This window comes from Streptomyces sp. AC602_WCS936, assembly GCF_019049125.1.
GTDB lineage: Bacteria > Actinomycetota > Actinomycetes > Streptomycetales > Streptomycetaceae > Streptomyces.
The window spans coordinates 11,159-32,030 of sequence record NZ_JAGMUF010000024.1; the positions used below are offsets into that span (position 1 = coordinate 11,159).

At 71.0% G+C, this 20,872-nt stretch carries 14 protein-coding genes and 1 pseudogene; 10 read left to right on the forward strand and 5 right to left on the reverse strand.

All coding sequences use genetic code 11. The annotated features are described in order from the left end of the window. Positions 1-71: 71 nt before the first annotated feature. The 4 genes from KUM03_RS11485 to KUM03_RS11500 all read left to right on the forward strand — a co-directional run bounded on the left by KUM03_RS11485 (position 72) and on the right by KUM03_RS11500 (position 5,550). Positions 72-1,547, forward strand: a complete 1,476-nt coding sequence (locus tag KUM03_RS11485) for a xanthine dehydrogenase small subunit (protein WP_217246935.1) — start codon at positions 72-74, stop codon at positions 1,545-1,547. Continuing rightward, positions 1,544-3,961: a xanthine dehydrogenase molybdopterin binding subunit gene (gene xdhB, locus KUM03_RS11490; protein ID WP_217246936.1), complete on the forward strand. Its 2,418-nt coding sequence runs from the start codon at positions 1,544-1,546 to the stop codon at positions 3,959-3,961. The genes KUM03_RS11485 and xdhB overlap by 4 nt, the downstream gene beginning before the upstream one ends. Position 3,962: 1 nt before the next feature. Beyond that, complete coding sequence (gene xdhC, locus KUM03_RS11495; protein WP_217246937.1) at positions 3,963-4,772, forward strand: xanthine dehydrogenase accessory protein XdhC; 810 nt, start codon at positions 3,963-3,965, stop codon at positions 4,770-4,772. A gap of 271 nt (positions 4,773-5,043) precedes the next feature. Continuing rightward, a complete protein-coding gene (locus tag KUM03_RS11500) occupies positions 5,044-5,550 on the forward strand; it encodes a nucleoside deaminase (RefSeq protein ID WP_217246938.1) in 507 nt (168 codons plus the stop codon). A gap of 73 nt (positions 5,551-5,623) precedes the next feature. Here KUM03_RS11500 and KUM03_RS11505 read toward each other — a convergent pair whose 3' ends face one another. Beyond that, complete coding sequence (locus tag KUM03_RS11505) at positions 5,624-6,172, reverse strand: DUF1062 domain-containing protein (protein WP_217246939.1); 549 nt, start codon at positions 6,170-6,172, stop codon at positions 5,624-5,626. Positions 6,173-6,377: 205 nt separating this feature from the next. Here KUM03_RS11505 and KUM03_RS11510 point away from each other — a divergent pair, with 205 nt between their 5' ends. The 5 genes from KUM03_RS11510 to KUM03_RS11530 all read left to right on the forward strand — a co-directional run bounded on the left by KUM03_RS11510 (position 6,378) and on the right by KUM03_RS11530 (position 15,146). Next, positions 6,378-8,408, forward strand: coding sequence for a thioredoxin domain-containing protein (locus tag KUM03_RS11510; protein ID WP_217246940.1), 2,031 nt, complete (start codon positions 6,378-6,380; stop codon positions 8,406-8,408). Between the two features lie 207 nt (positions 8,409-8,615). Further along, on the forward strand, positions 8,616-9,878 hold the full coding sequence (locus tag KUM03_RS11515; RefSeq protein WP_217246941.1) for a glycosyltransferase: 1,263 nt from the start codon (positions 8,616-8,618) through the stop codon (positions 9,876-9,878). After that, positions 9,875-11,524 carry a glycosyltransferase family 39 protein gene (locus KUM03_RS11520; RefSeq protein WP_217246942.1) on the forward strand — a complete coding sequence of 550 codons (1,650 nt, stop codon included), beginning with the start codon at positions 9,875-9,877 and terminating at the stop codon, positions 11,522-11,524. Before KUM03_RS11515 ends, KUM03_RS11520 begins: the two co-directional genes overlap by 4 nt. Then, entirely contained in the window at positions 11,521-12,711 is a 1,191-nt protein-coding gene (locus tag KUM03_RS11525) for a glycosyltransferase (RefSeq protein ID WP_217246943.1), read from the forward strand. Before KUM03_RS11520 ends, KUM03_RS11525 begins: the two co-directional genes overlap by 4 nt. A gap of 17 nt (positions 12,712-12,728) precedes the next feature. Continuing rightward, positions 12,729-15,146 (forward strand): galactose oxidase-like domain-containing protein, encoded by a 2,418-nt coding sequence (locus tag KUM03_RS11530; RefSeq protein ID WP_217246961.1) that lies wholly within the window; start codon positions 12,729-12,731, stop codon positions 15,144-15,146. Here KUM03_RS11530 and KUM03_RS11535 read toward each other — a convergent pair. Both KUM03_RS11535 and KUM03_RS11540 read right to left on the reverse strand, forming a co-directional pair. Continuing rightward, positions 15,143-15,874, reverse strand: a pseudogene (locus tag KUM03_RS11535) (Mut7-C RNAse domain-containing protein). The gene KUM03_RS11530 and the pseudogene KUM03_RS11535 sit on opposite strands and share 4 nt — an antisense overlap. Positions 15,875-15,890: 16 nt before the next feature. Then, positions 15,891-16,595 carry a hemolysin III family protein gene (locus tag KUM03_RS11540; RefSeq protein WP_217246944.1) on the reverse strand — a complete coding sequence of 235 codons (705 nt, stop codon included), beginning with the start codon at positions 16,593-16,595 and terminating at the stop codon, positions 15,891-15,893. Between the two features lie 297 nt (positions 16,596-16,892). Between KUM03_RS11540 and KUM03_RS11545 the strand changes: the two genes are divergently transcribed. After that, a complete protein-coding gene (locus KUM03_RS11545; protein WP_217246945.1) occupies positions 16,893-18,722 on the forward strand; it encodes a phosphoenolpyruvate carboxykinase (GTP) in 1,830 nt (609 codons plus the stop codon). Between the two features lie 380 nt (positions 18,723-19,102). Here KUM03_RS11545 and KUM03_RS11550 read toward each other — a convergent pair whose 3' ends face one another. Both KUM03_RS11550 and KUM03_RS11555 read right to left on the reverse strand, forming a co-directional pair. After that, the gene (locus KUM03_RS11550) at positions 19,103-19,525 is read right to left on the reverse strand and encodes a hypothetical protein (protein WP_217246946.1); all 423 of its coding nucleotides are present in this window, start codon (positions 19,523-19,525) and stop codon (positions 19,103-19,105) included. A 77-nt stretch (positions 19,526-19,602) separates the two neighbouring features. Beyond that, complete coding sequence (locus tag KUM03_RS11555) at positions 19,603-20,814, reverse strand: pyridoxal phosphate-dependent aminotransferase (RefSeq protein ID WP_073724679.1); 1,212 nt, start codon at positions 20,812-20,814, stop codon at positions 19,603-19,605. Positions 20,815-20,872: the final 58 nt, after the last annotated feature.

Below are 20,872 nucleotides of genomic sequence, written 5' to 3' on the forward strand. Positions count from 1 at the left end.
AACATAGAAAGCTGCCTGGAATTGGCGAACATGATGAATCGACCTGCCCGAAACCGAAATGAAGGCCTGGCATGGTAGCGGCACGCATCACCGTCAACGGGAAAGAAGAACCGATCGCCCCCGTCGCGCCCCACACCACGGTGCTGGACTTCCTGCGCGAGCGCGGCCTCACCGGCACCAAGGAGGGTTGCGCGGAGGGCGAGTGCGGCGCCTGTTCCGTCCTGGTGGCCCGCCCCGGCGTGAACAAGCCCACCGACTGGGTCGCGGTCAACGCCTGCCTGGTCCCGGTCGCGGCGCTCGACGGCCAGGAGGTCGTCACCTCCGAGGGCCTCGCCACCGTCGGTGAGCCCGGCACGCCCGCCGCCCTGCACCCGGTGCAGGAGGAGATGGCGGTCCGCGGTGGCTCGCAGTGCGGCTACTGCACGCCGGGGTTCGTGTGCAGCATGGCGGCCGAGTACTACCGGCCCGGCCGCTGCGAGCACGCGGGCGCGGCCGAGGAGGCGGCCGACGCCGCCGACGCCGAGCACGGCCCCAACGGTTTCGACCTGCACGCGCTGAGCGGCAACCTGTGCCGCTGCACCGGCTACCGCCCGATCCGGGACGCCGCCTTCGCCGTCGGCGAGCCCACCGACGAGGACCCGCTGGCGCAGCGCCGCGAGCAGTCCCCGCCCGCGCCGGTCGCCACCGAGTACACGCAGGACGACAGCGCGTTCCTGCGCCGGGACACCCTGGCCGAGACCCTGCGGCTGCTGCGCGAGCGGCCCGACGCGGTCGTGGTCGCCGGCAGCACCGACTGGGGTGTGGAGGTCAACATCCGCTCCCGCCGGGCGGGTTGCGTGGTCGCCCTCGACCGGCTGCCCGAACTGCGGGAACTGCGCGTGGAGGACGACCGCCTCGAGATCGGCGCGGCCCTCACGCTGACCGAGATCGAACGCCGCCTCGACGGCACCGTACCGCTGCTGGCGGAGCTGTTCCCGCAGTTCGCCTCCCGGCTGATCCGCAACGGCGCCACCCTGGGCGGCAACCTCGGTACCGGCTCGCCCATCGGGGACAGCCCGCCGGTGCTGCTCGCGCTGGAGGCGTCGCTGGTCCTCGCCGACGCCGACGGTGAGCGCGAGGTCCCGCTGGCCGAGTACTTCACCGGTTACCGGCAGAGCGTGCGCCGTCCCGGTGAGCTGATCCGCGCGGTGCGCGTCCCGCTGCCGCTGTCGCCGGTCACCGCCTTCCACAAGATCGCCAAGCGGCGTTTCGACGACATCTCCAGCGTCGCCGTCGCCTTCGCCCTCGACGTCGAGGAAGGCGTCGTCCGCAAGGCCCGCATCGGCCTGGGCGGCGTGGCCGCCACCCCGGTGCGCGCGCTCGCCACCGAGGCGGCCCTGGAGGGCCGGCCGTGGACGGCTCAGACCGCCGAGGCCGCGGCCCGGGTGCTGCGGGGCGAGGGCACACCGATGGACGACCATCGCGCCAGTTCCCTCTACCGTTCCGCGATGCTCGGCCAGAGCCTGCTGAAGCTGTACGCCCAGACCACCGAGGCGGTGCCGTCATGAGCCACCTGTCCGAGCGTCCCGAGAAGCCGGCCGTCGGCGTCTCGCTGCCCCACGAGAGCGCCTACCAGCACGTCACGGGCACCGCGCTCTACACCGACGACCTGGTTCAGCGCACCAAGGACGTGCTGCACGCGCACCCCGTCCAGGTGATGAAGGCCCGCGGCCGGATCACCGCGCTGCGCACCGCCCCCGCGCTCGCCGTGCCCGGCGTGGTCCGCGTCCTGACCGGAGCCGACGTGCCCGGTGTCAACGACGCCGGGATGAAGCACGACGAGCCGCTCTTCCCCGACGAGGTCATGTTCCACGGCCACGCCGTCGCCTGGGTGCTCGGCGAGACCCTGGAGGCGGCCCGGCTCGGTGCCGCGGCCGTCGAGGTGGAGCTCGAGGAACTGCCCTCCGTGATCACGGTGCAGGAAGCGATCGCGGCGGACAGCTACCACGGCGCCCGCCCCGTCATGACGCACGGCGACACCGACGCCGGCTTCGCCGACTCCGCGCACGTGTTCACCGGCGAGTTCCAGTTCTCCGGCCAGGAGCACTTCTACCTGGAGACGCACGCGGCGCTGGCCCAGGTCGACGAGAACGGGCAGCTGTTCATCCAGTCCAGCACCCAGCACCCGTCGGAGACCCAGGAGATCGTCGCGCACGTGCTCGGTGTGCCCTCCCACGAGGTGACCGTGCAGTGCCTGCGGATGGGCGGCGGCTTCGGCGGCAAGGAGATGCAGCCGCACGGCTTCGCCGCCGTCGCCGCGCTCGGCGCCAAGCTCACCGGCCGCCCGGTCAGGTTCCGGCTCAACCGGACCCAGGACCTGACCATGTCCGGCAAGCGGCACGGGTTCCACGCCACCTGGAAGATCGGCTTCGACGCCGAGGGCCGCATCCAGGCCCTGGACGCCACGCTCACCGCGGACGGCGGCTGGAGCCTGGACCTGTCCGAGCCGGTCCTCGCCCGGGCGCTGTGCCACATCGACAACACGTACTGGATTCCCAACGCGCGTGTCGCCGGCCGCATCGCCAAGACCAACACGGTCTCCAACACGGCCTTCCGCGGCTTCGGCGGACCGCAGGGCATGCTGGTGATCGAGGACATCCTCGGCCGCTGCGCGCCGCGGCTCGGCCTGGACCCCATGGAGCTGCGCGAACGCAACTTCTACCAGCCGGGCCAGGGCCAGACCACGCCGTACGGGCAGCCGGTCACCCAGCCCGAGCGGATCTCCACCGTCTGGGAGCAGGTGCGGGTCGACGGCGGCATCACCGACCGCAAGCGCGAGATCGCCGCCTTCAACGCCGCGCACCCGCACACCAAGCGGGCCCTTGCGGTCACCGGCGTCAAGTTCGGCATCTCGTTCAACCTCACCGCCTTCAACCAGGGCGGCGCACTGGTCCTGATCTACAAGGACGGCTCCGTCCTGATCAACCACGGCGGCACCGAGATGGGCCAGGGCCTGCACACCAAGATGCTCCAGGTGGCCGCGACCACCCTGGGTATCCCCCTGCACAAGGTGCGCCTCGCCCCGACCCGGACCGACAAGGTGCCCAACACCTCCGCCACCGCCGCCAGTTCCGGCGCGGACCTCAACGGCGGGGCGATCAAGAACGCCTGTGAGCAGTTGCGCGAACGGCTGCTCCAGGTGGCCGCCTCGCAGCTCGGCGCCAACGCCTCCGACGTGCGCATCGTCGAGGGCGTCGCCCGCGCCCTGGGCAGCGACAAGGAGCTCGCCTGGGACGACCTGGTGCACACCGCGTACTTCCAGCGGGTGCAGCTGTCGGCGGCCGGCTACTACCGGACCGAGGGGCTGCACTGGGACGCGAAGTCCTTCCGAGGCTCCCCGTTCAAGTACTTCGCGATCGGCGCCGCGGCGACCGAGGTGGAGGTGGACGGCTTCACCGGCGCGTACCGCATCCGGCGGGTCGACATCGTCCACGACGTCGGCGACAGCCTCTCCCCGATGATCGACATCGGTCAGGTCGAGGGCGGCTTCGTGCAGGGCGCGGGCTGGCTGACGCTGGAGGACCTGCGCTGGGACACCGGCGACGGCCCGAACCGCGGCCGGCTCCTCACCCAGGCCGCCAGCACCTACAAGCTGCCGAGCTTCTCGGAGATGCCCGAGGAGTTCAACGTCCACCTGCTGGAGAACGCCACCGAGGAGGGCGCCGTCTACGGCTCCAAGGCGGTCGGCGAGCCCCCGCTGATGCTGGCGTTCTCGGTGCGGGAGGCGCTGCGGCAGGCCGCCGCCGCGTTCGGCCCGAGCGGCGCGAGCGTCGAGCTGGCCTCGCCCGCCACGCCGGAGGCGGTGTACTGGGCGATCGAGGCGGCCCGGCAGGCCGACACGGCCGGGAACGACGGGGCCCGGAGCGTGACCGCCGACGCCGGCGAGGTCCGCGCCGGCGCGGAAGCGCTGAGCGGTGCCTGACATGACGTGGATCGCCGCGGTCGCACGGTTGCGGGCACGCCGGGAACCCGGCGTGCTGGTGACCGTCGCGACCGTGCGCGGCCACGCCCCGCGCGACGCCGGTGCGAAACTCGTCGTGGGGCGGACCGGGGCGTGGGGCTCGATCGGCGGCGGCAACGTCGAGGCCGTCGCGATCGACCGGGCCCGGGAGCTGATCGACGCGTCCGATCCGAAGCCCGAGCTGATGGATTTCGCGCTGAACGACAAGGTGACCAACCAGCACGGTGTGCAGTGCTGCGGCGGCACGGTGTCGGTGCTGCTGGAACCGCTTCCGGTGGTTCGGGCGGTGGCCGTCTTCGGGGTCGGGCACGTCGGGCTGGAACTGGCCCGCATCCTGGCCCGCCAGGACCTCGACCTCCACCTGGTCGACAGCCGCGCCGAACTCCTGGCCGAGGAGCGGCTCGGCGTGCTGGCGGACTCGGTGGCGCAGGTGCACGTGCACCACACGCCGCTGCTGCCGGAGGAGGTGCTGGCCGAGCTGCCGCCCGGCACCCACGTCCTGATCATGACCCACGACCACGCCGAGGACGCCGCCCTGTGCGACGCCGCCCTGCGCACCGGCCACCTCGGTTCCATCGGGCTGATCGGGTCGGCGGCGAAGTGGACGCGGTTCCGCAAGCGCCTGTCCACCGAGGGCGGTCACGACGACGCCGTCATCGACCGGATCAAGACACCGATCGGACTGTCCGACATCAACGGCAAGGAGCCCGCGACCATCGCCGTGAGCGTCGCGGCCGACCTGCTGCGGACCTTCGAGTCGACGGGGGACTGACCCTCCCTCCGGACGCTCCTCCGGAGCCTCCTGGCGAACCCGGTCTCCAGGGTGCCCCGCCCGCGTCGACCACGCGGGCGGGGCACCTTTCCGCGTACTCGCGGGCCGGCGCCGCAAGTCTGAATAACCTTTGTAGGACCCTACGAAGCGCTCGTTTGAGCCTGCTCGTTGTTCGTGCCTTCGGTCCCTGGCCGGTTCCGGCCCTCAGCCTGTGTACTCCCCATACGGGTTGCAGCCGCAGGTCCACCCACACATCAGCCGAGGAGCCGCAATGACCATCCACACCGCCGACGAGACCGGCATCCGCGAGCACGAGCGCGCCTGGATGAACCAGGCGATCGAGCTGGCCACCACCAGCGTCGCCAACGGCGGCGGCCCCTTCGGCGCGCTCATCGCCAAGGACGGCGACATCGTGGCGCTCGCCAACAACAAGGTCACCTCCAGCCTCGACCCCACCGCGCACGCCGAGGTCAGCGCCATCCGCGCCGCCTGCCAGCAGCTCGGCACGTTCAGCCTGGAGGGCTGCACCCTCGTCACGTCCTGCGAGCCCTGCCCGATGTGCCTGTCGTCCTCCCTGTGGGCGCGCGTCGACCGGCTGATCTACTCCGCCGACCGCCACGACGCCGCCGTGGCCGGCTTCGACGACCGCAAGTTCTACGACCTGTTCGAGAAGCGGCCCCAGGAGCTGTGGCCGATGTCCGTCGAGCACCTCGACCTGTCCCACCGCACCCAGCCGTTCGACGCCTGGATCGCCAAGACGGACCGCATCGACTACTGACCGGCCGTCCCCCTTGCGCGGAGCGGTGGCCGCACGTCCCGCCACGTGCGGCCACCGGTCGCCGAGCCGGGACTCAGTGCTTGAGCGTGAAGGCGAAGTCCCCGCAGATGCGGCCGCTCAGCCGGACCGCCGACACGAGCCTCCCCTCCGTGACCAGCCGCTCCACCGCGGCCCGCGAGAGACCGCACCCTTCAGCGATCAGCCGCACCGGCCGCAGGGGTATCGGCGCCCCGAAGCGGACCGCCACGTCGATCACCTCGCGGTCCAGGTGATCCGTTCCGCCGGTCTCCAGGCGCCAGGCGCCGTCCCAGTCGAGGGCGACGCGATTGCGGCGCAGCAGGACCGGGTCCCGGAGCAGCTCGGCCGCCAGGGCGGAGTCGTTGTCGTGCATCCGGTCCAGCAGTTGGGACCGTACGGAACGCACGTTCGCCCGCTCCAGGACCGTGAGCTTCGCGGTGTCCCCGCAAGCGGTACAGAGGACGAGCAGCCAGGCGTCGATCAACTTGTGGTTGGCGTTGACGCGGAACTTGCCGTTCGCCCGGAAGCGGTCGGACGCGCACGTGTGGCAACGGCGTCGGACGAGTGGCAGGCAGGTGGGCACGACGGCCCATTCATTGAGCACAGGGGTACACCGGTTCCAGTGAGAAATCCGCAGCAAAAAGGAGCGCGGCGCGCAGGCGCGACGCGCGACAGATCAGCGCTCGGGAGGTCTCACACGGTGTACAACGGCACGTCCTCACCCAGACGACTCGGTCAGCCAGCACGGTAAGGGGGCGCGGCGGCGCCCTTCCACCGGTTTTCGCGGGCACGTGCGCGAGGATGGAGACATGGCCAACCGACTTGCGCAGGCGACGTCCCCGTACCTCCTCCAGCACGCGGAGAACCCCGTCGACTGGTGGCCGTGGGAGGCCGACGCGTTCGAGGAGGCCCGGCGGCGCGACGTACCCGTCCTCCTGAGCGTCGGCTACAGCGCGTGCCACTGGTGCCACGTCATGGCGCACGAGTCCTTCGAGGACGACGACACCGCCACGTTCATGAACGGGCACTTCGTGTCCGTCAAGGTCGACCGCGAGGAGCGGCCCGACGTGGACGCCGTCTACATGGAGGCCGTACAGGCGGCGACCGGGCAGGGCGGCTGGCCCATGACCGTCTTCCTCACGCCGGACGCCGAGCCCTTCTACTTCGGCACCTACTACCCGCCCGAGCCCCGCCACGGCATGCCCTCCTTCCGCCAGGTGCTCCAGGGAGTCCACCAGGCCTGGGCGGAGCGGCGCGGCGAGGTCACCGAGGTCGCGGGGAAGATCGTGCGGGACCTCGCCGGGCGGGAGATCTCCTACGGCGACGCCCAGCCGCCCGGCGAGGCGGAGCTGGGGCAGGCGCTGCTCGGGCTGACCCGGGAGTACGACCCGCAGCGCGGCGGGTTCGGCGGGGCGCCGAAGTTCCCGCCGTCCATGGTGGTCGAGTTCCTGCTGCGCCACCACGCCCGCACCGGCGCCGAGGGCGCGCTCCAGATGGCGGCCGACACCTGCGAGCGGATGGCGCGCGGCGGCATCTACGACCAGCTCGGCGGCGGCTTCGCCCGCTACTCCGTCGACCGCGAGTGGGTCGTGCCGCACTTCGAGAAGATGCTGTACGACAACGCCCTGCTGTGCCGCGTCTACGCCCACCTGTGGCGCTCAACGGGCTCCGACCTCGCCCGCCGGGTCGCCCTGGAGACCGCCGACTTCATGGTCCGCGAACTGCGCACCGCCGAGGGCGGTTTCGCCTCCGCCCTGGACGCAGACAGCGACGACGGCACCGGCAAGCACGTCGAGGGCGCCTACTACGTGTGGACGCCCGCGCAACTCACCGAGGTGCTGGGGGCCGAGGATGCGGAACTGGCCGCACAGTACTTCGGCGTGACCCAGGAAGGCACCTTCGAACACGGCTCCTCCGTGCTGCAACTGCCCCAGCAGGAGGGTGTCTTCGACGCCGACCGCATCACCTCCGTCCGGGAGCGGCTGCTGGCCGCCCGGGACGGCCGCCCGGCACCCGGCCGGGACGACAAGGTGGTCGCCGCCTGGAACGGGCTCGCGATCGCCGCGCTCGCCGAGACCGGCGCCTACTTCGAGCGCCCCGACCTGGTGGACGCCGCCGTCGCCGCCGCCGACCTGCTCGTGCGGCTGCACCTCGACGACCACGCCCGGCTCTTCCGCACCAGCAAGGACGGCCGCGCGGGCGCCCACGCCGGGGTGCTGGAGGACTACGCCGACGTGGCGGAAGGGTTCCTCGCGCTGGCGTCGGTCACCGGGGAGGGCGTCTGGCTGGACTTCGCCGGGCTGCTGCTCGACCACGTCCTCACCCGCTTCCGGGACGACTCCGGCTCCCTCTACGACACCGCCTCCGACGCCGAGCGGCTGATCCGGCGCCCCCAGGACCCCACCGACAACGCCACCCCGTCCGGCTGGACCGCCGCCGCGAACGCCCTGCTCTCCTACGCCGCCCAGACCGGCTCCGAGCCCCACCGCAGCGCGGCCGAGCACGCGCTCGGCGTGGTGAAGGCGCTCGGACCGCGGGTCCCGCGCTTCATCGGCTGGGGTCTGGCCGCCGCCGAGGCGCTGCTCGACGGCCCTCGCGAAGTAGCCGTCGTGGGGCCCGCGTTGAGCGATGCCGCCACCAGGGGCCTGCACCGCACGGCGCTCCTCGGCACGGCGCCCGGTGCGGTCGTCGCCCTCGGTGTCGAGGGAAGCGACGAGTTCCCGCTGCTCGCCGACCGGCCGCTGGTGGGCGGGGCGCCGGCGGCGTACGTCTGCCGGAACTTCACCTGTGACGCGCCGACCACCGATCCGGAACGGCTGCGCGCCAGCCTGAACAGCTGAAACGACAAAAAGAGAAAGAGTTGGAACGAGACCGGTGGGTGAAATGTTCAGACCCGGTCCTCGTTGTGAGGAAACACGCTCTTCACCCAACCACCTTATGTGTTTCACAGATTGCCCTTAGCCTCTTCACCGTGACGCGGCGGAGTGGTCGCCCGGGATCGGGCGCGCCGCCGCGGCAGGGGGAGTTCAAGGATCTGGGGGGATCTTTTGCTGACGTCCGTGTTCATCGCTGCCGTTTCACTGGCGCTCTTCTGGATGGCGGCGTTCACGCTGTGGTGGCAGATGCACGCCTGGCGTACGCCGGAGGTTCTCGCCTCCACCCGGTTCAGCCCGCCGGACGGGGACGAGCACGTGTCGTTCTCGCTGCTCCTGCCCGCGCGGCACGAGCAGGCGGTGCTGGACCACACCATCCAGCGGCTGCTGACCTCGTCCCACACCGACTTCGAGATCATCGTGATCGTCGGGCACGACGATCCGGAGACCACCGCGGTCGCCGAGCGGGCCGCCGACCGTGATCCGCGCGTGCGGGTCGTCGTCGACACCCATGAGAAGAAGAACAAGCCGAAGGCCATGAACACGGCGCTGCCGCACTGCCGCGGCGACGTCGTCGGGGTCTTCGACGCCGAGGACCAGGTCCACCCCGAGCTGCTCGCCCACGTCGACCACGCCTTCCGCACCACCGGCGCCGACGTCGTGCAGGGCGGCGTCCAGCTGATCAACTTCCACTCCAGCTGGTACAGCCTGCGCAACTGCCTGGAGTACTTCTTCTGGTTCCGCTCGCGGCTGCATCTGCACGCGCAGAAGGGGTTCATCCCGCTCGGCGGCAACACCGTCTTCGTCCGCACGGACGTGCTGCGGGCGGCCGACGGCTGGGACCCCGAGTGCCTCGCCGAGGACTGCGACCTCGGCGTCCGGCTCTCCAGCATCGGCAAGAAGGTCGTCGTCGCCTACGACTCCGACATGGTCACCCGCGAGGAGACTCCGGGCTCGCTGGTCTCCCTGCTGAAGCAGCGCACCCGCTGGAACCAGGGATTCCTCCAGGTGTACCGGAAGAAGGACTGGAAGCAGCTGCCCACCTTCACCCAGCGGCTGCTGGCCCGCTACACCCTGATGACGCCGTTCTTCCAGGCTTTCACCGGCGTGATCATCCCGCTCAACGCGGCCATCGCGCTCCTGCTGGACGTGCCCGTCGGCATCGCCTTCGTGACCTTCCTGCCGGCCGTCACCGCCCTGGTCACCTTCGTCTTCGAGGTCGTCGGCCTGCACGACTTCGGCAAGCAGTACGGCCTGCGCGTCCGCTTCACGCACTACGTGAAGCTGATCGTCGGCGGCCCCTTCTACCAGGTCCTCCTCGCCGGGGCCGCCGTACGCGCCGTGTGGCGCGAGCAACGCGGCCGCACCGACTGGGAGCTGACCAGCCATGTCGGCGCCCATCTCGCGCCGGTGGACCGAGAGGACGTTCCCGCGTGACCTCCACCCTCCCCGCGGCGACCGGCACCCAGGTCCCCGCGCAGCGCCGGCCTGCCCACGACACCGACCCGCCCGCCCGAAGAGCCACGCCACCGGGCCGGCTCCGCTCCTCGCGCCCCGACCTCCTGCTCGGCGGCACGCTCCTCGTCGCGATCATGCTCGTGCAGGGCTGGAACATCTCCGCCTACCCGACCCTCAGCGACGACGAGGGCACCTACCTCGCCCAGGCCTGGGCCGTCCAGCAGGGCGAGGGCCTGGCCCACTACACCTACTGGTACGACCATCCGCCGCTGGGCTGGATCCAGATAGCCGTGCTGACCTGGATACCCGCGCTCCTCAGCCCGGAGTCGATGACCGTCGGCACCATGCGCGGCGTGATGCTGCTGATCAGCGCCGTCTCCGCCGTCCTCGTCTACGTCATCGCCCGCCGCATGTCCCTGCCCCGCTGGGCGGCCGGACTGGCCATGGCCCTCTTCGGCCTCTCCCCGCTGTCGGTGGTCCTCCAGCGGGAGATCTTCCTCGACAACCTCGCGGTGATGTGGACGCTGCTGGCCTTCGCGCTGGCCGCCTCCCCGAGCAAGCACCTGTGGCACCACTTCGGCGCGGGCATCGCCGCCGCCACGGCCGTGCTCACCAAGGAGACGATGCTCGTCGTCCTGCCCGCCCTGTTCGTCACCGCCTGGCGCCACAGCCACCAGGACACCCGCAAGTTCGCGCTGACCGGCGCCGTCACGGCCTGCGCGCTCATCGGGTTCTCGTACCCCCTGTTCGCCCTGCTCAAGGGCGAGCTGCTGCCGGGCGCCGGGCACGTGTCGTTGTGGGAGGGCATCGAGTACCAGCTCACCCGCCCCGGCTCCGGCTTCATCCTCGACGAGGGCTCCGGCTCGTGGGGCGTCCTCCAGTCCTGGCTGTACTACGACCGGGTCCTCCCGCTCGGCGGGCTCGCGGGCGCGCTGCTGCTGCTCGCCACCTGGCGCTGGTCGGTCACCGCCCGCGCCCTGGCCGGCCCCGCCCTCACCGTCGCGATCCTCGCCGCCCTCGCCCTGCGCCCCACCGGCTACCTGCCCGCCATGTACGTCATCCAGGCCCTGCCCTACCTCGCCCTGGTGCTGGCCGGCGGCGCGGCGAGCGTCGCCCACGCCGTGCTGCGCAGATGGCGCACCCAGGCCGAGAAACGGGGCGTCACCCTCGGCCGGTACGCGCTCGCCGCGGTCCTGGTGCTCGCCGCCGGCGCCTACGTCGTACCCCGCTGGTACGACGGCGACCGCACCGCCGTCACCGCCGACGCCAACGCCCCCTACGAGGCCGCCGCCGACTGGATGGCGACCGAGGTGGAGAACCCGGAGGACACCCGCGTCCTCGTGGACGACGCGCTCTGGCTGGACCTCGTGCACGCCGGGTACGAACCCGGGCTCGGCGTCATCTGGTTCTACAAGGCCGACCTCGACCCGGCCGTCACCGAGACGATGCCGGGCGGCTGGCGGGACATCGACTACGTGGTCGCCTCCCCGACGGTGCGGCGCGACGCGGTCGACCTGCCCAACGTGAAGGCCGCCATGAACCACTCGGCTCCGGTCGCCGTCTTCGGCACCGGTGCGGACCGTATCGAGATCCGCCGCGTCCAGCCCTCCGGAGCCGCCCGATGAGCCACGAGTCCACCGTCCCCGGCGAGCTGGGGAATCCGGCCGTAGACGCCTCGGAGGTGCCCGAGCCGGGCGCCGTCACCATCGTCGTACCGACCTTCAACGAGTCCGGGAACGTACGGCGGCTGCTGGACCTGATCACCGAATCGGTGCCCGCGCGGCTGCCCTGCGAGGTCGTCTTCGTGGACGACTCCACCGACGACACCCCGGACGTGATCCGCGCGGCGGCCCCCGACTGCCCCTTCCCGGTCACCGTCCTGCACCGCGACGAACCCTCCGGCGGGCTCGGCGGCGCCGTCGTCGAGGGCATGCGGGCGGCGGGGTCGGACTGGATCGTCGTCATGGACGGCGACTGCCAGCACCCGCCGTCCCTGGTGCCGGAGCTGGTCGCCACCGGCGAACGGGCCAACGCCGGGCTCGTCGTCGCCTCCCGCTACGTCAAGGGCGGCAGCCGCGCCGGGCTCGCGGGCAGCTACCGGATCGCCGTCTCGCGTGCGGCGACCTGGCTGACCAAGGCGCTCTTCCCGCGCCGCCTGCACGGCATCAGCGACCCGATGAGCGGCTTCTTCGCCATCCGCCGCAGCGAGGTCTCCGCCGACGTGCTCAAGCCGCTCGGCTACAAGATCCTCCTGGAGCTGGCCGTCCGCAGCCGCCCCCAGACGGTCACCGAGGTGCCCTTCGTCTTCGAGGAGCGGTACGCGGGCGAGTCCAAGTCCACGGCGCAGGAGGGCGTGCGCTTCCTGCGCCACCTGGCCGGACTGCGCACCGCCTCGCCGCTGGCCCGCATGGTCGTCTTCGGGCTGATCGGGCTGAGCGGCTTCATACCGAACCTGGCCGCCCTGTGGGCGCTCACCGAGGCGGGCGTGCACTACCTGCCGGCCGAGATAGCCGCCAACCAGTTCGGCGTGGCCTGGAACTTCCTGCTCCTGGAGCGGCTGCTCTTCCGCGACCGGCGCCGGCACCGGCACTGGGCCGACCGGACCGCGCGGTTCGCGCTGATCGCCAACGCCGACCTGGTGCTGCGCATCCCGCTCATCGCCCTGCTCGTCGGCCAGTTCGGGCTGGCGGTGCTGCCGGCCACCGCGCTGGCCCTCGTCATCACCTTCGTCCTGCGCTTCGCCGGGACGGAGGCGCTCGTGTATCTCCCGCGCCGACGCCGTACGGCCCGCACAGCAAGGAGCGACGCATGAGAAGCAGAACGCGAAGAATGCCCCGCCGGGCCCCCGGGCGCCGGACCTCCGCCCTCCTGGCGGTGTCCGCCCTCACCGGCGGCCTCCTCCTGACCGCGCCGCAGTCCGCCTCCGCCGCCAACCTGATCACCAACCCCGGCTTCGAGACCGCCGGCACCGGCGACATGCCGTACTGCTGGGAGAAGTCCGGCTGGGGCGACAACGACTTCACCTTCGAGACGGTCGCCGACGCCCACTCCGGCACCAAGGCCATGAAGGTCGAGCTGACCCGCCGGACCGACGGCGACCGCAAGGCCCTGATCACCGAGTCCGCCGAGTGCGCGCCGGTGGTGACGGAGGGCAAGCAGTACGACCTGTCCCTCTGGTACAAGTCGACGACCCCGGACGCCTCCCTCACCCTCTTCCGGCACGACGCCACCGCGGGCTGGCAGTACTGGACCGACCTCAAGACGCTGGACATGGCGGCCGGCTGGACCGAGGCCGGCGTCCGCACCCCCGAGGTCCCGGCCGGCACCGACCGCATCAGCTGGGGCGTCTCCGTCTACGGCACCGGCTCGGTGACCACCGACGACTACACGATGGAGCAGGTCGCCGACCCGGTCCCGGACCCGGACTGCACGGCCACCGCCGAGGAGTGCGCCAACGGCCGCTGGGACGTGCTGCCCACCAAGAACCCGGTCCGCTCCATGCACTCCGTCGTCCTGCACAACGGCAAGGTGCTGCTGATCGCGGGCTCCGGCAACGACCCGGAGATGTTCGAGGCGGGCACCTTCACCTCGGCGGTCTACGACCCGCAGACCGGCGACTACAAGACGATCCCGACGCCCAAGGACATGTTCTGCGCCGGGCACGTCCAGCTCAAGGACGGCCGCGTCCTCGTCATGAGCGGCAACGCCGGCTACCCGTCGGCGGACGGCACGATCGGCTACCAGGGCTACAAGGACTCGTACATCTTCGACCCGGAGACCGAGACCTACCTCAAGACCAACGACATGAACGACGGCCACTGGTACCCGTCGGCGACCATCCTCGGCAACGGCGACGTCATCTCCTTCGGCGGCCTGCGCGAGGACTCCACCGGCTCGGTGACGGCGGACCTGTGGTCGGACGAGCAGCAGAAGTGGCTGCCGACCTGGCAGGTCAACCAGACCTGGTCGTACTGGGGCCTGTACCCGTCGATGATCCTCATGCAGGACGGCCGCCTCTTCTACTCCGGCAGCCACGTCTTCGGCAACAACATCCCCGGCACCGGCTCGGCGATCTACGACTACGAGGCCAACACCATCACCCAGGTGCCGGGCCTCCAGCGCAAGGACGAGCGGGACCAGTCGATGAGCGTGCTGCTGCCCCCGGCGCAGGACCAGAAGGTGCTGACCATCGGCGGCGGCAACATCGACTCCAACCCGGACGCCAACCGCCTCACCGACATCATCGACCTCAAGCAGCCCAACCCGACGTACGTCGCCGGGCCGCCGCTCCCGCAGGGCACCGTCGACCTGGGCAACGGTCCCGTCCCGCAGACCGGTGACCAGGGCAAGATGTACGTCTCCGCGGTGCTGTTGCCCGACGGCAAGGTCCTGGAGACCGGCGGCGCCCTGCACAACCGGGCCAACCCGGTCTACGAGACGTCGATCTTCGACCCGGAGACGGAGACCTTCGACCAGGTCGCCACCGACCCGGAGGCCCGCGGCTACCATTCCTCGGCCTTCCTCCTCCCCGACGGCCGCGTGATGACCACCGGCGACAACCCGGGCAACGGCTCCTGGAACCACGACGTGTCGATCTACACCCCGCCCTACCTGCTCAAGGGCGAGCGTCCGACGATCACCTCGGTCATCGACACCGAGTGGAACTACGGCGACACCCAGCGGATCACCGTCGACCGGCCGATCGCCAAGGCCGAGCTGATCCGCCCCGCCGCCGTCACCCACTCCTCCGACCCGAACCAGCGCTTCGTGGACCTGCCGCTGTCCGTCGACGGCAACAACGTCGACCTGAACGTGACCAGCAACCCCAACCTGGCCCCGCCCGGCTGGTACATGCTCTTCGCGGTCGACGCGAACGGCGTGCCCTCGGTGGCGGAGTGGGTGCACCTCGACGGCCCGCAGGCGCTCAGCACCAAGGACGCCTCCGCCCACGTCCACTCCTTCGCCGACGCCCCGAAGGGCAAGGTGACCGGGCCCGGCGACAAGCGCGCCTCCCAGCCGGTCAGCCCCACCGTCTCCGGCTGCGACCGGCACTACGGCTCCGCCAACGTCTGCGTGCCGACCGCCTTCCCCGAGGAGGTGAAGGCGACGACGGCCGACCGCTGCACCTGGCTGAAGGAGCACGACTACGGCCGCCTGAAGGTCAACGGCAAGGACGACCCGCTGAAGCTGGACCGCAACCGCGACGGCTTGGCCTGCGGAAAGGGCGACGTGCGCGGCAAGCGCTAAGGCTCGCGCCGCGACTCGGCCAGGGCGCGCTCCACGATGGCCTCCAGCTGATCGTGGTGCGCGCCCTTCCAGTACGCCCGCCCGCACTCCCGGCACTGCGCGAACACGTCGTACGACCGCTGGGTGCCGCCCTTGAGCTGGTCGGCCACCTCGTCCTTCGTGGCCTGCCTCAGCAGCCCGTTGCAGGCGGTGCACCGCGTCCACGGGCGCAGTTCGGGCCGGAACCGGTCCAGCACCTCGCGGAGCTGGTCCTCGGGCCGGGTGCTGTAGACATAACCGCCGGCCCACAGCTAGCGGCGGCGCAGCAGGCCCCGGTCGCGGCTGAGCATGACCCGCTTCTCGGCCGCCGACAGCGCGGCGAGCGCCGGGTCGCCGAGGTCGGTGGACTCGTAGGACGTGTCCACGCCGAGCAGCCGCAGCCGGCGGGCGAGGGTGCCCAGGTGCACGTCGAGCAGAAAGCGCAGGGGAGCGCCCGGCACCCGCTGCGGGCGCTCGACGGCACGCACGCTCACCGACTCGCCGCCGGCCGGCACGTGTCCGGGCGCCACCTCACGGCCGTCGACGAGGAGCGTGCCAACCTCGGTCAGCGGGACGCCGAGGGACTCGACGACGTGGCCGAGGGTGGAGACGCCGTCGGTGGCGGCGCGGGTGGCGCCGGTGGGGCGGGCCCGGGGGACGAACAGGTGCAGTTCGGGGGCGAATTCGACTTGGATCTCGGGTCCGTTCACGCGGTCAGGATGCCATCTAGTACGCGACCAGCGAGATCCCCACGTAGTGCGCGATGAAGGCGGCCAGCGTGAAGGAGTGGAAGACCTCGTGGAAGCCGAACCAGCGGGGTGAGGGGTTGGGGCGCTTGATGCCGTAGATGACGCCGCCCGCGCTGTAGAGCAGACCGCCCACGATCACCAGGACCAGGACGGCGATGCCGCCGGTCCGCATGAACTCGGGGAGGTAGAAGACGGCCGCCCAGCCCATGGCGAGGTAGCAGGGGGTGTAGAGCCAGCGTGGGGCGCCGACCCAGAAGACGCGGAAGAGGATGCCGGCCGCGGCGGCCGCCCAGATGCCCCACAGCAGCCACTGGCCCTTGGCCTCGGGCAGCAGCAGCATCGTCAGGGGCGTGTAGGTGCCCGCGATGATCAGGAAGATGTTCGCGTGGTCGAGTCGGCGCAGGACGCCGTCCATGCGCGGGCTCCAGTTGCCCCGGTGGTAGAGCGCGCTGACGCCGAACAGCAGGCAGGCGGTGAGGACGTAGATCCCGCAGGCGATGCGACCTTCTGGCGTCTCGGCGAGGGCGGTGAGCACCAGGCCCGCCACCAGCACGGCCGGGAACATGCCGAGATGCAGCCAGCCGCGCAGCTTGGGCTTGACCGGATGCGGCAGGGAGAGCGCCACGGGACCGCGGCCGGCGGCCGGCGTGTCATCGGGCGCGTCGGGGACGGACGCAGTCATGGGCGCATCGTACCTACGGGACCGTAAGTTACGTATCAGTACGGAGGCTCGACGTTCGTGAGTGGTCATCGTCTCACGGGGTACCCGGCCGCGCATCCCCCCAAAATCCCCGATGCGGGCACGTGGCGATCCTCACGCCGCTCAGGTGTGACGCCCTCTGGACAGATGGGCGCTCACGTCGGATGATCAAATGAGTGCGGTCGACACCGGATGAGCGCCCAAGAGGACAACGTCACGCATCCGGGTCGCAGCCCCCACGGGGCCCCCAAACAAAAAACCCCTCATTTAGGAGCAATCGTGGCGCGCGACATCGCTGCTCCCCCCGTCCCCACCAACCACCAGGAGCTGATCTCGTGGGTGAACGAGATCGCCGAACTGACCCAGCCGGACGAAGTGGTCTGGTGTGACGGAACCGAGGCCGAGTACGAGCGCCTGTGCGGGGAGCTCGTGGAGAAGGGCACCTTCCGCAAGCTCGACCCGATCAAGCGCCCCAACTCGTACTACGCGGCCTCCGACCCCTCCGACGTCGCGCGCGTCGAGGACCGGACCTTCATCTGCTCCGCGAAGGAGGAGGACGCCGGCCCGACCAACCACTGGAAGGACCCCGCCGAGATGCGGGAGATCTTCCGTGGCACGGGCGGCGAGGGCGGCCTGTTCCGCGGCTCCATGCGCGGCCGGACCATGTACGTCGTGCCCTTCTGCATGGGACCCCTCGGCTCCCCGCTGTCCGCGCTCGGCGTCGAGATCACCGACTCCGCGTACGTCGCCGTCTCCATGCGCACCATGACCCGCATGGGACAGCCGGTCCTGGACGAGCTGGGCGACGAGGGCTTCTTCGTCAAGGCCGTGCACACCCTCGGCGCCCCGCTGGAGCAGGGCCAGACGGACGTCCCGTGGCCCTGCAACAGCACCAAGTACATCTCGCACTTCCCCGAGGACCGCGAAATCTGGTCCTACGGCTCCGGCTACGGCGGCAACGCCCTGCTCGGCAAGAAGTGCTACGCCCTGCGCATCGCCTCCGTCATGGCCCGCGACGAGGGCTGGCTCGCCGAGCACATGCTGGTGCTGAAGCTGACCCCGCCCACCGGCGAGCCCAAGTACGTCGCCGCCGCCTTCCCGTCGGCCTGCGGCAAGACCAACCTCGCCATGCTGGAGCCCACGATCTCCGGCTGGACCGTGGAGACCATCGGCGACGACATCGCCTGGATGCGCTTCGGCGAGGACGGCCGCCTGTACGCCATCAACCCCGAGGCCGGTTTCTTCGGCGTCGCGCCCGGCACCGGTGAGCACACCAACGCCAACGCGATGAAGACCCTGTGGGGCAACTCGGTCTTCACCAACGTCGCCCTCACCGACGACAACGACGTGTGGTGGGAGGGCATGACCGAGGAGACGCCCGCCCACCTGACGGACTGGAAGGGCAACGACTGGACGCCGGAGTCCGGTACGCCCGCCGCGCACCCCAACGCCCGCTTCACCACCCCCGCCGCGCAGTGCCCGATCATCGCGCCGGAGTGGGAGGACCCCAGGGGCGTGCCGATCTCGGCGATCCTCTTCGGCGGGCGCCGCGCCACCGCCGTACCGCTGGTCACCGAGTCCTTCGACTGGAACCACGGCGTCTTCCTCGGCGCCAACGTGGCCTCCGAGAAGACCGCCGCCGCCGAGGGCAAGGTCGGCGAGCTGCGCCGCGACCCGTTTGCCATGCTGCCGTTCTGCGGCTACAACATGGGCGACTACATGGGTCACTGGGTCGACGTGGCCAAGGACAAGGACCAGTCCAAGCTGCCCAAGATCTACTACGTCAACTGGTTCCGCAAGGACGACGAGGGCAAGTTCGTCTGGCCCGGCTTCGGTGAGAACGGCCGCGTCCTGAAGTGGATCGTGGAGCGCCTGGAGGGCAAGGCGGACGGCGTCGAGACCCCGATCGGCGTGCTGCCGACCAAGGAGTCCCTGGACACCGACGGTCTCGACCTCGCCGACGCCGACCTGGAGTTCCTGCTCAGCGTCGATAAGGAGGTGTGGCGCGAGGAGGCGGCGCTCGTCCCCGAGCACCTGAACACCTTCGGCGACCACACGCCCGCCGAGCTGTGGGACCAGTACCGGTCGCTGGTGCAGCGCCTGGGCTGACGTCCCCCGCAGTCTCCGCGGCCGGTCCGACTAGCCCTGACCCGCGAAGTCGTCACGAAGGCCGGCCGCGAGGGGACCTCCCCGCGCTCCAGTAGCTCAGCAGTACCCGGAGCACGGAGAGGTCCCGCTCGGGCCGGGTCACCGCACAAAGGCGTGCGGACGACCCGGCCCTTCAGCATTTCGACACGCCGGTGAAATCCGCGCCCCGCCAGGGGCGCGGGGAACTGCGCGAGCAACCACCGAAAACGGAAAGCCGCCAACCGCCAGCCGCCCCCACGGCGCCGTCGCGACCCAGCCAAGGCCAACGCAGTGAATGGCACCCGGCCCGCACGTCGCTGCGGGTGCGCGCGGGCCGGGGCCGTAGGGGGAGCCCGGAGGGCTCAGTGGGACGCGAGTTCGCGCGGTTCGAGGGCCGCCGCGTGCGCGTCCATGCGCTCGGCGGTCAGGATCGCGACCGCCGTGTCGGCGCGGGAGGCCGCAACCACCAGGGCGCGGCCCGCCAGGGTGTGCGCCCGGCGGTGCAGGGCCGCCAGGTGGGGCGAGGGGCGGGCCGCGGTCACCGGCACGCGGACCGGCGCCTGGCCTCCCCGCAGCCGGGCCACCTGCTCGGCGAGCCGGTCGGCGGCGGTGTCCAGGTCGGTGTCGGGCGCCAGCGTGCGCAGCTCGTCCGTGACGGCGAGCAGTGCCGCGAGATGGCCCGCGAGCTGGATGTCCAGCTCTTCCTCCCGGGACCGGTGGGGGAAGTCCGAGGTGTCGCCGGCCATCGTGCTGTGGACCGACTTGGTGCGGATCGGTTCGTACATGGGACGGCCTCCTGAGTGCTTCAGGAAACTATCCTACATTGGATTCAATCTAAAGTTGACGGTCGTCGGAGATTGGCTCAGGGCTGGCCGTACCCGTCCAGGAAGTTCCCGATCCGCCCCACCGCCTCGCGCAGGTCGCTCGCCGTCGGCAGGGTCACCACCCGGAAGTGGTCGGGCTCGGGCCAGTTGAAGCCGGTGCCCTGGACGACCATGATCTTCTCCTGGCGCAGCAGGTCCAGGACCATCCGCCGGTCGTCCTTGATCTTGAAGACCTTGGGGTCCAGCCGTGGGAAGAGGTACAGCGCGCCCTTCGGCTTCACGCACGTCACGCCCGGGATGCTGGTCAGCGCCTCGTGCGCGGCGTCCCGCTGCTCCCGCAGCCGCCCGCCCGGCAGTACCAGCTCGTTGATGGTCTGCCGCCCGCTGAGCGCGGCGACCACGCCGTGCTGACCCGGCATGTTGGCGCACAGCCGCATGTTGGCCAGGACCGTCAGGCCCTCGATGTAGGACTCGGCGTGCGCGCGCGGCCCGGAGATCGACATCCAGCCGACGCGGTAGCCGGCCACCCGGTATGCCTTCGACATGCCGTTGAAGGTGAGGGTGAGCAGGTCCGGGGCGACCGCGGCGGTCGGGGTGTGCGTGGCCTCGTCGTACAGGATCTTGTCGTAGATCTCGTCGGAGCAGACCAGGAGGTTGTGGCGGCGGGCGATGTCGGTCAGCGCGCGCACCATCGCCTCGTCGTAGACCGCGCCCGTCGGGTTGTTCGGGTTGATGATCACGAGTGCCTTGGTGCGGTCGGTGATCTTCCGCTCGACGTCCGCGAGGTCGGGCATCCAGTCGGACTGCTCGTCGCAGCGGTAGTGCACCGCCGTGCCGCCGGAGAGGGACACGGCGGCCGTCCACAGCGGGTAGTCGGGCGCCGGGACGAGGACCTCGTCCCCGTCGTCCAGCAGGCCCTGCATCGCCATCACGATCAGTTCGGAGACGCCGTTGCCGATGAAGACGTGCTCGACGTCCGTCTCGATGCCGAGGGTCTGGTTGTGCATGACCACGGCCCGGCGCGCCGCCAGCAGGCCCTTCGCGTCGCCGTAGCCGTGGGCCGTCGACACGTTCCGGAGGATGTCCTCCAGGATCTCCGGCGGGCACTCGAACCCGAAGGCGGCCGGGTTGCCGGTGTTCAGCTTCAGGATGCGGTGACCGGCCGCCTCCAGCCGCATCGCCTCCTCGAGCACCGGGCCCCGGATCTCGTAACAGACGTTGGCGAGCTTCGTCGACTGGATCACCTGCATGTGCGCGAGCTTACGGCCCGGTCACGTTCCATGGGTGGTGTTATCCGCCACTTGAGAC

What these genes read in the sequence shown, in the direction of transcription:
- KUM03_RS11500 (WP_217246938.1), top strand. Translation starts at nt 5,044, where the DNA reads ATGACCATCCACACCGCCGACGAGACCGGCATCCGCGAGCACGAGCGC.
- KUM03_RS11540 (WP_217246944.1), bottom strand. Translation starts at nt 16,595, where the DNA reads ATGACTGCGTCCGTCCCCGACGCGCCCGATGACACGCCGGCCGCCGGC.
- KUM03_RS11550 (WP_217246946.1), bottom strand. Translation starts at nt 19,525, where the DNA reads ATGTACGAACCGATCCGCACCAAGTCGGTCCACAGCACGATGGCCGGC.
- xdhB (WP_217246936.1), top strand. Translation starts at nt 1,544, where the DNA reads ATGAGCCACCTGTCCGAGCGTCCCGAGAAGCCGGCCGTCGGCGTCTCG.
- KUM03_RS11555 (WP_073724679.1), bottom strand. Translation starts at nt 20,814, where the DNA reads ATGCAGGTGATCCAGTCGACGAAGCTCGCCAACGTCTGTTACGAGATC.
- KUM03_RS11510 (WP_217246940.1), top strand. Translation starts at nt 6,378, where the DNA reads ATGGCCAACCGACTTGCGCAGGCGACGTCCCCGTACCTCCTCCAGCAC.
- KUM03_RS11485 (WP_217246935.1), top strand. Translation starts at nt 72, where the DNA reads ATGGTAGCGGCACGCATCACCGTCAACGGGAAAGAAGAACCGATCGCC.
- xdhC (WP_217246937.1), top strand. Translation starts at nt 3,963, where the DNA reads ATGACGTGGATCGCCGCGGTCGCACGGTTGCGGGCACGCCGGGAACCC.
- KUM03_RS11530 (WP_217246961.1), top strand. Translation starts at nt 12,729, where the DNA reads ATGCCCCGCCGGGCCCCCGGGCGCCGGACCTCCGCCCTCCTGGCGGTG.
- KUM03_RS11525 (WP_217246943.1), top strand. Translation starts at nt 11,521, where the DNA reads ATGAGCCACGAGTCCACCGTCCCCGGCGAGCTGGGGAATCCGGCCGTA.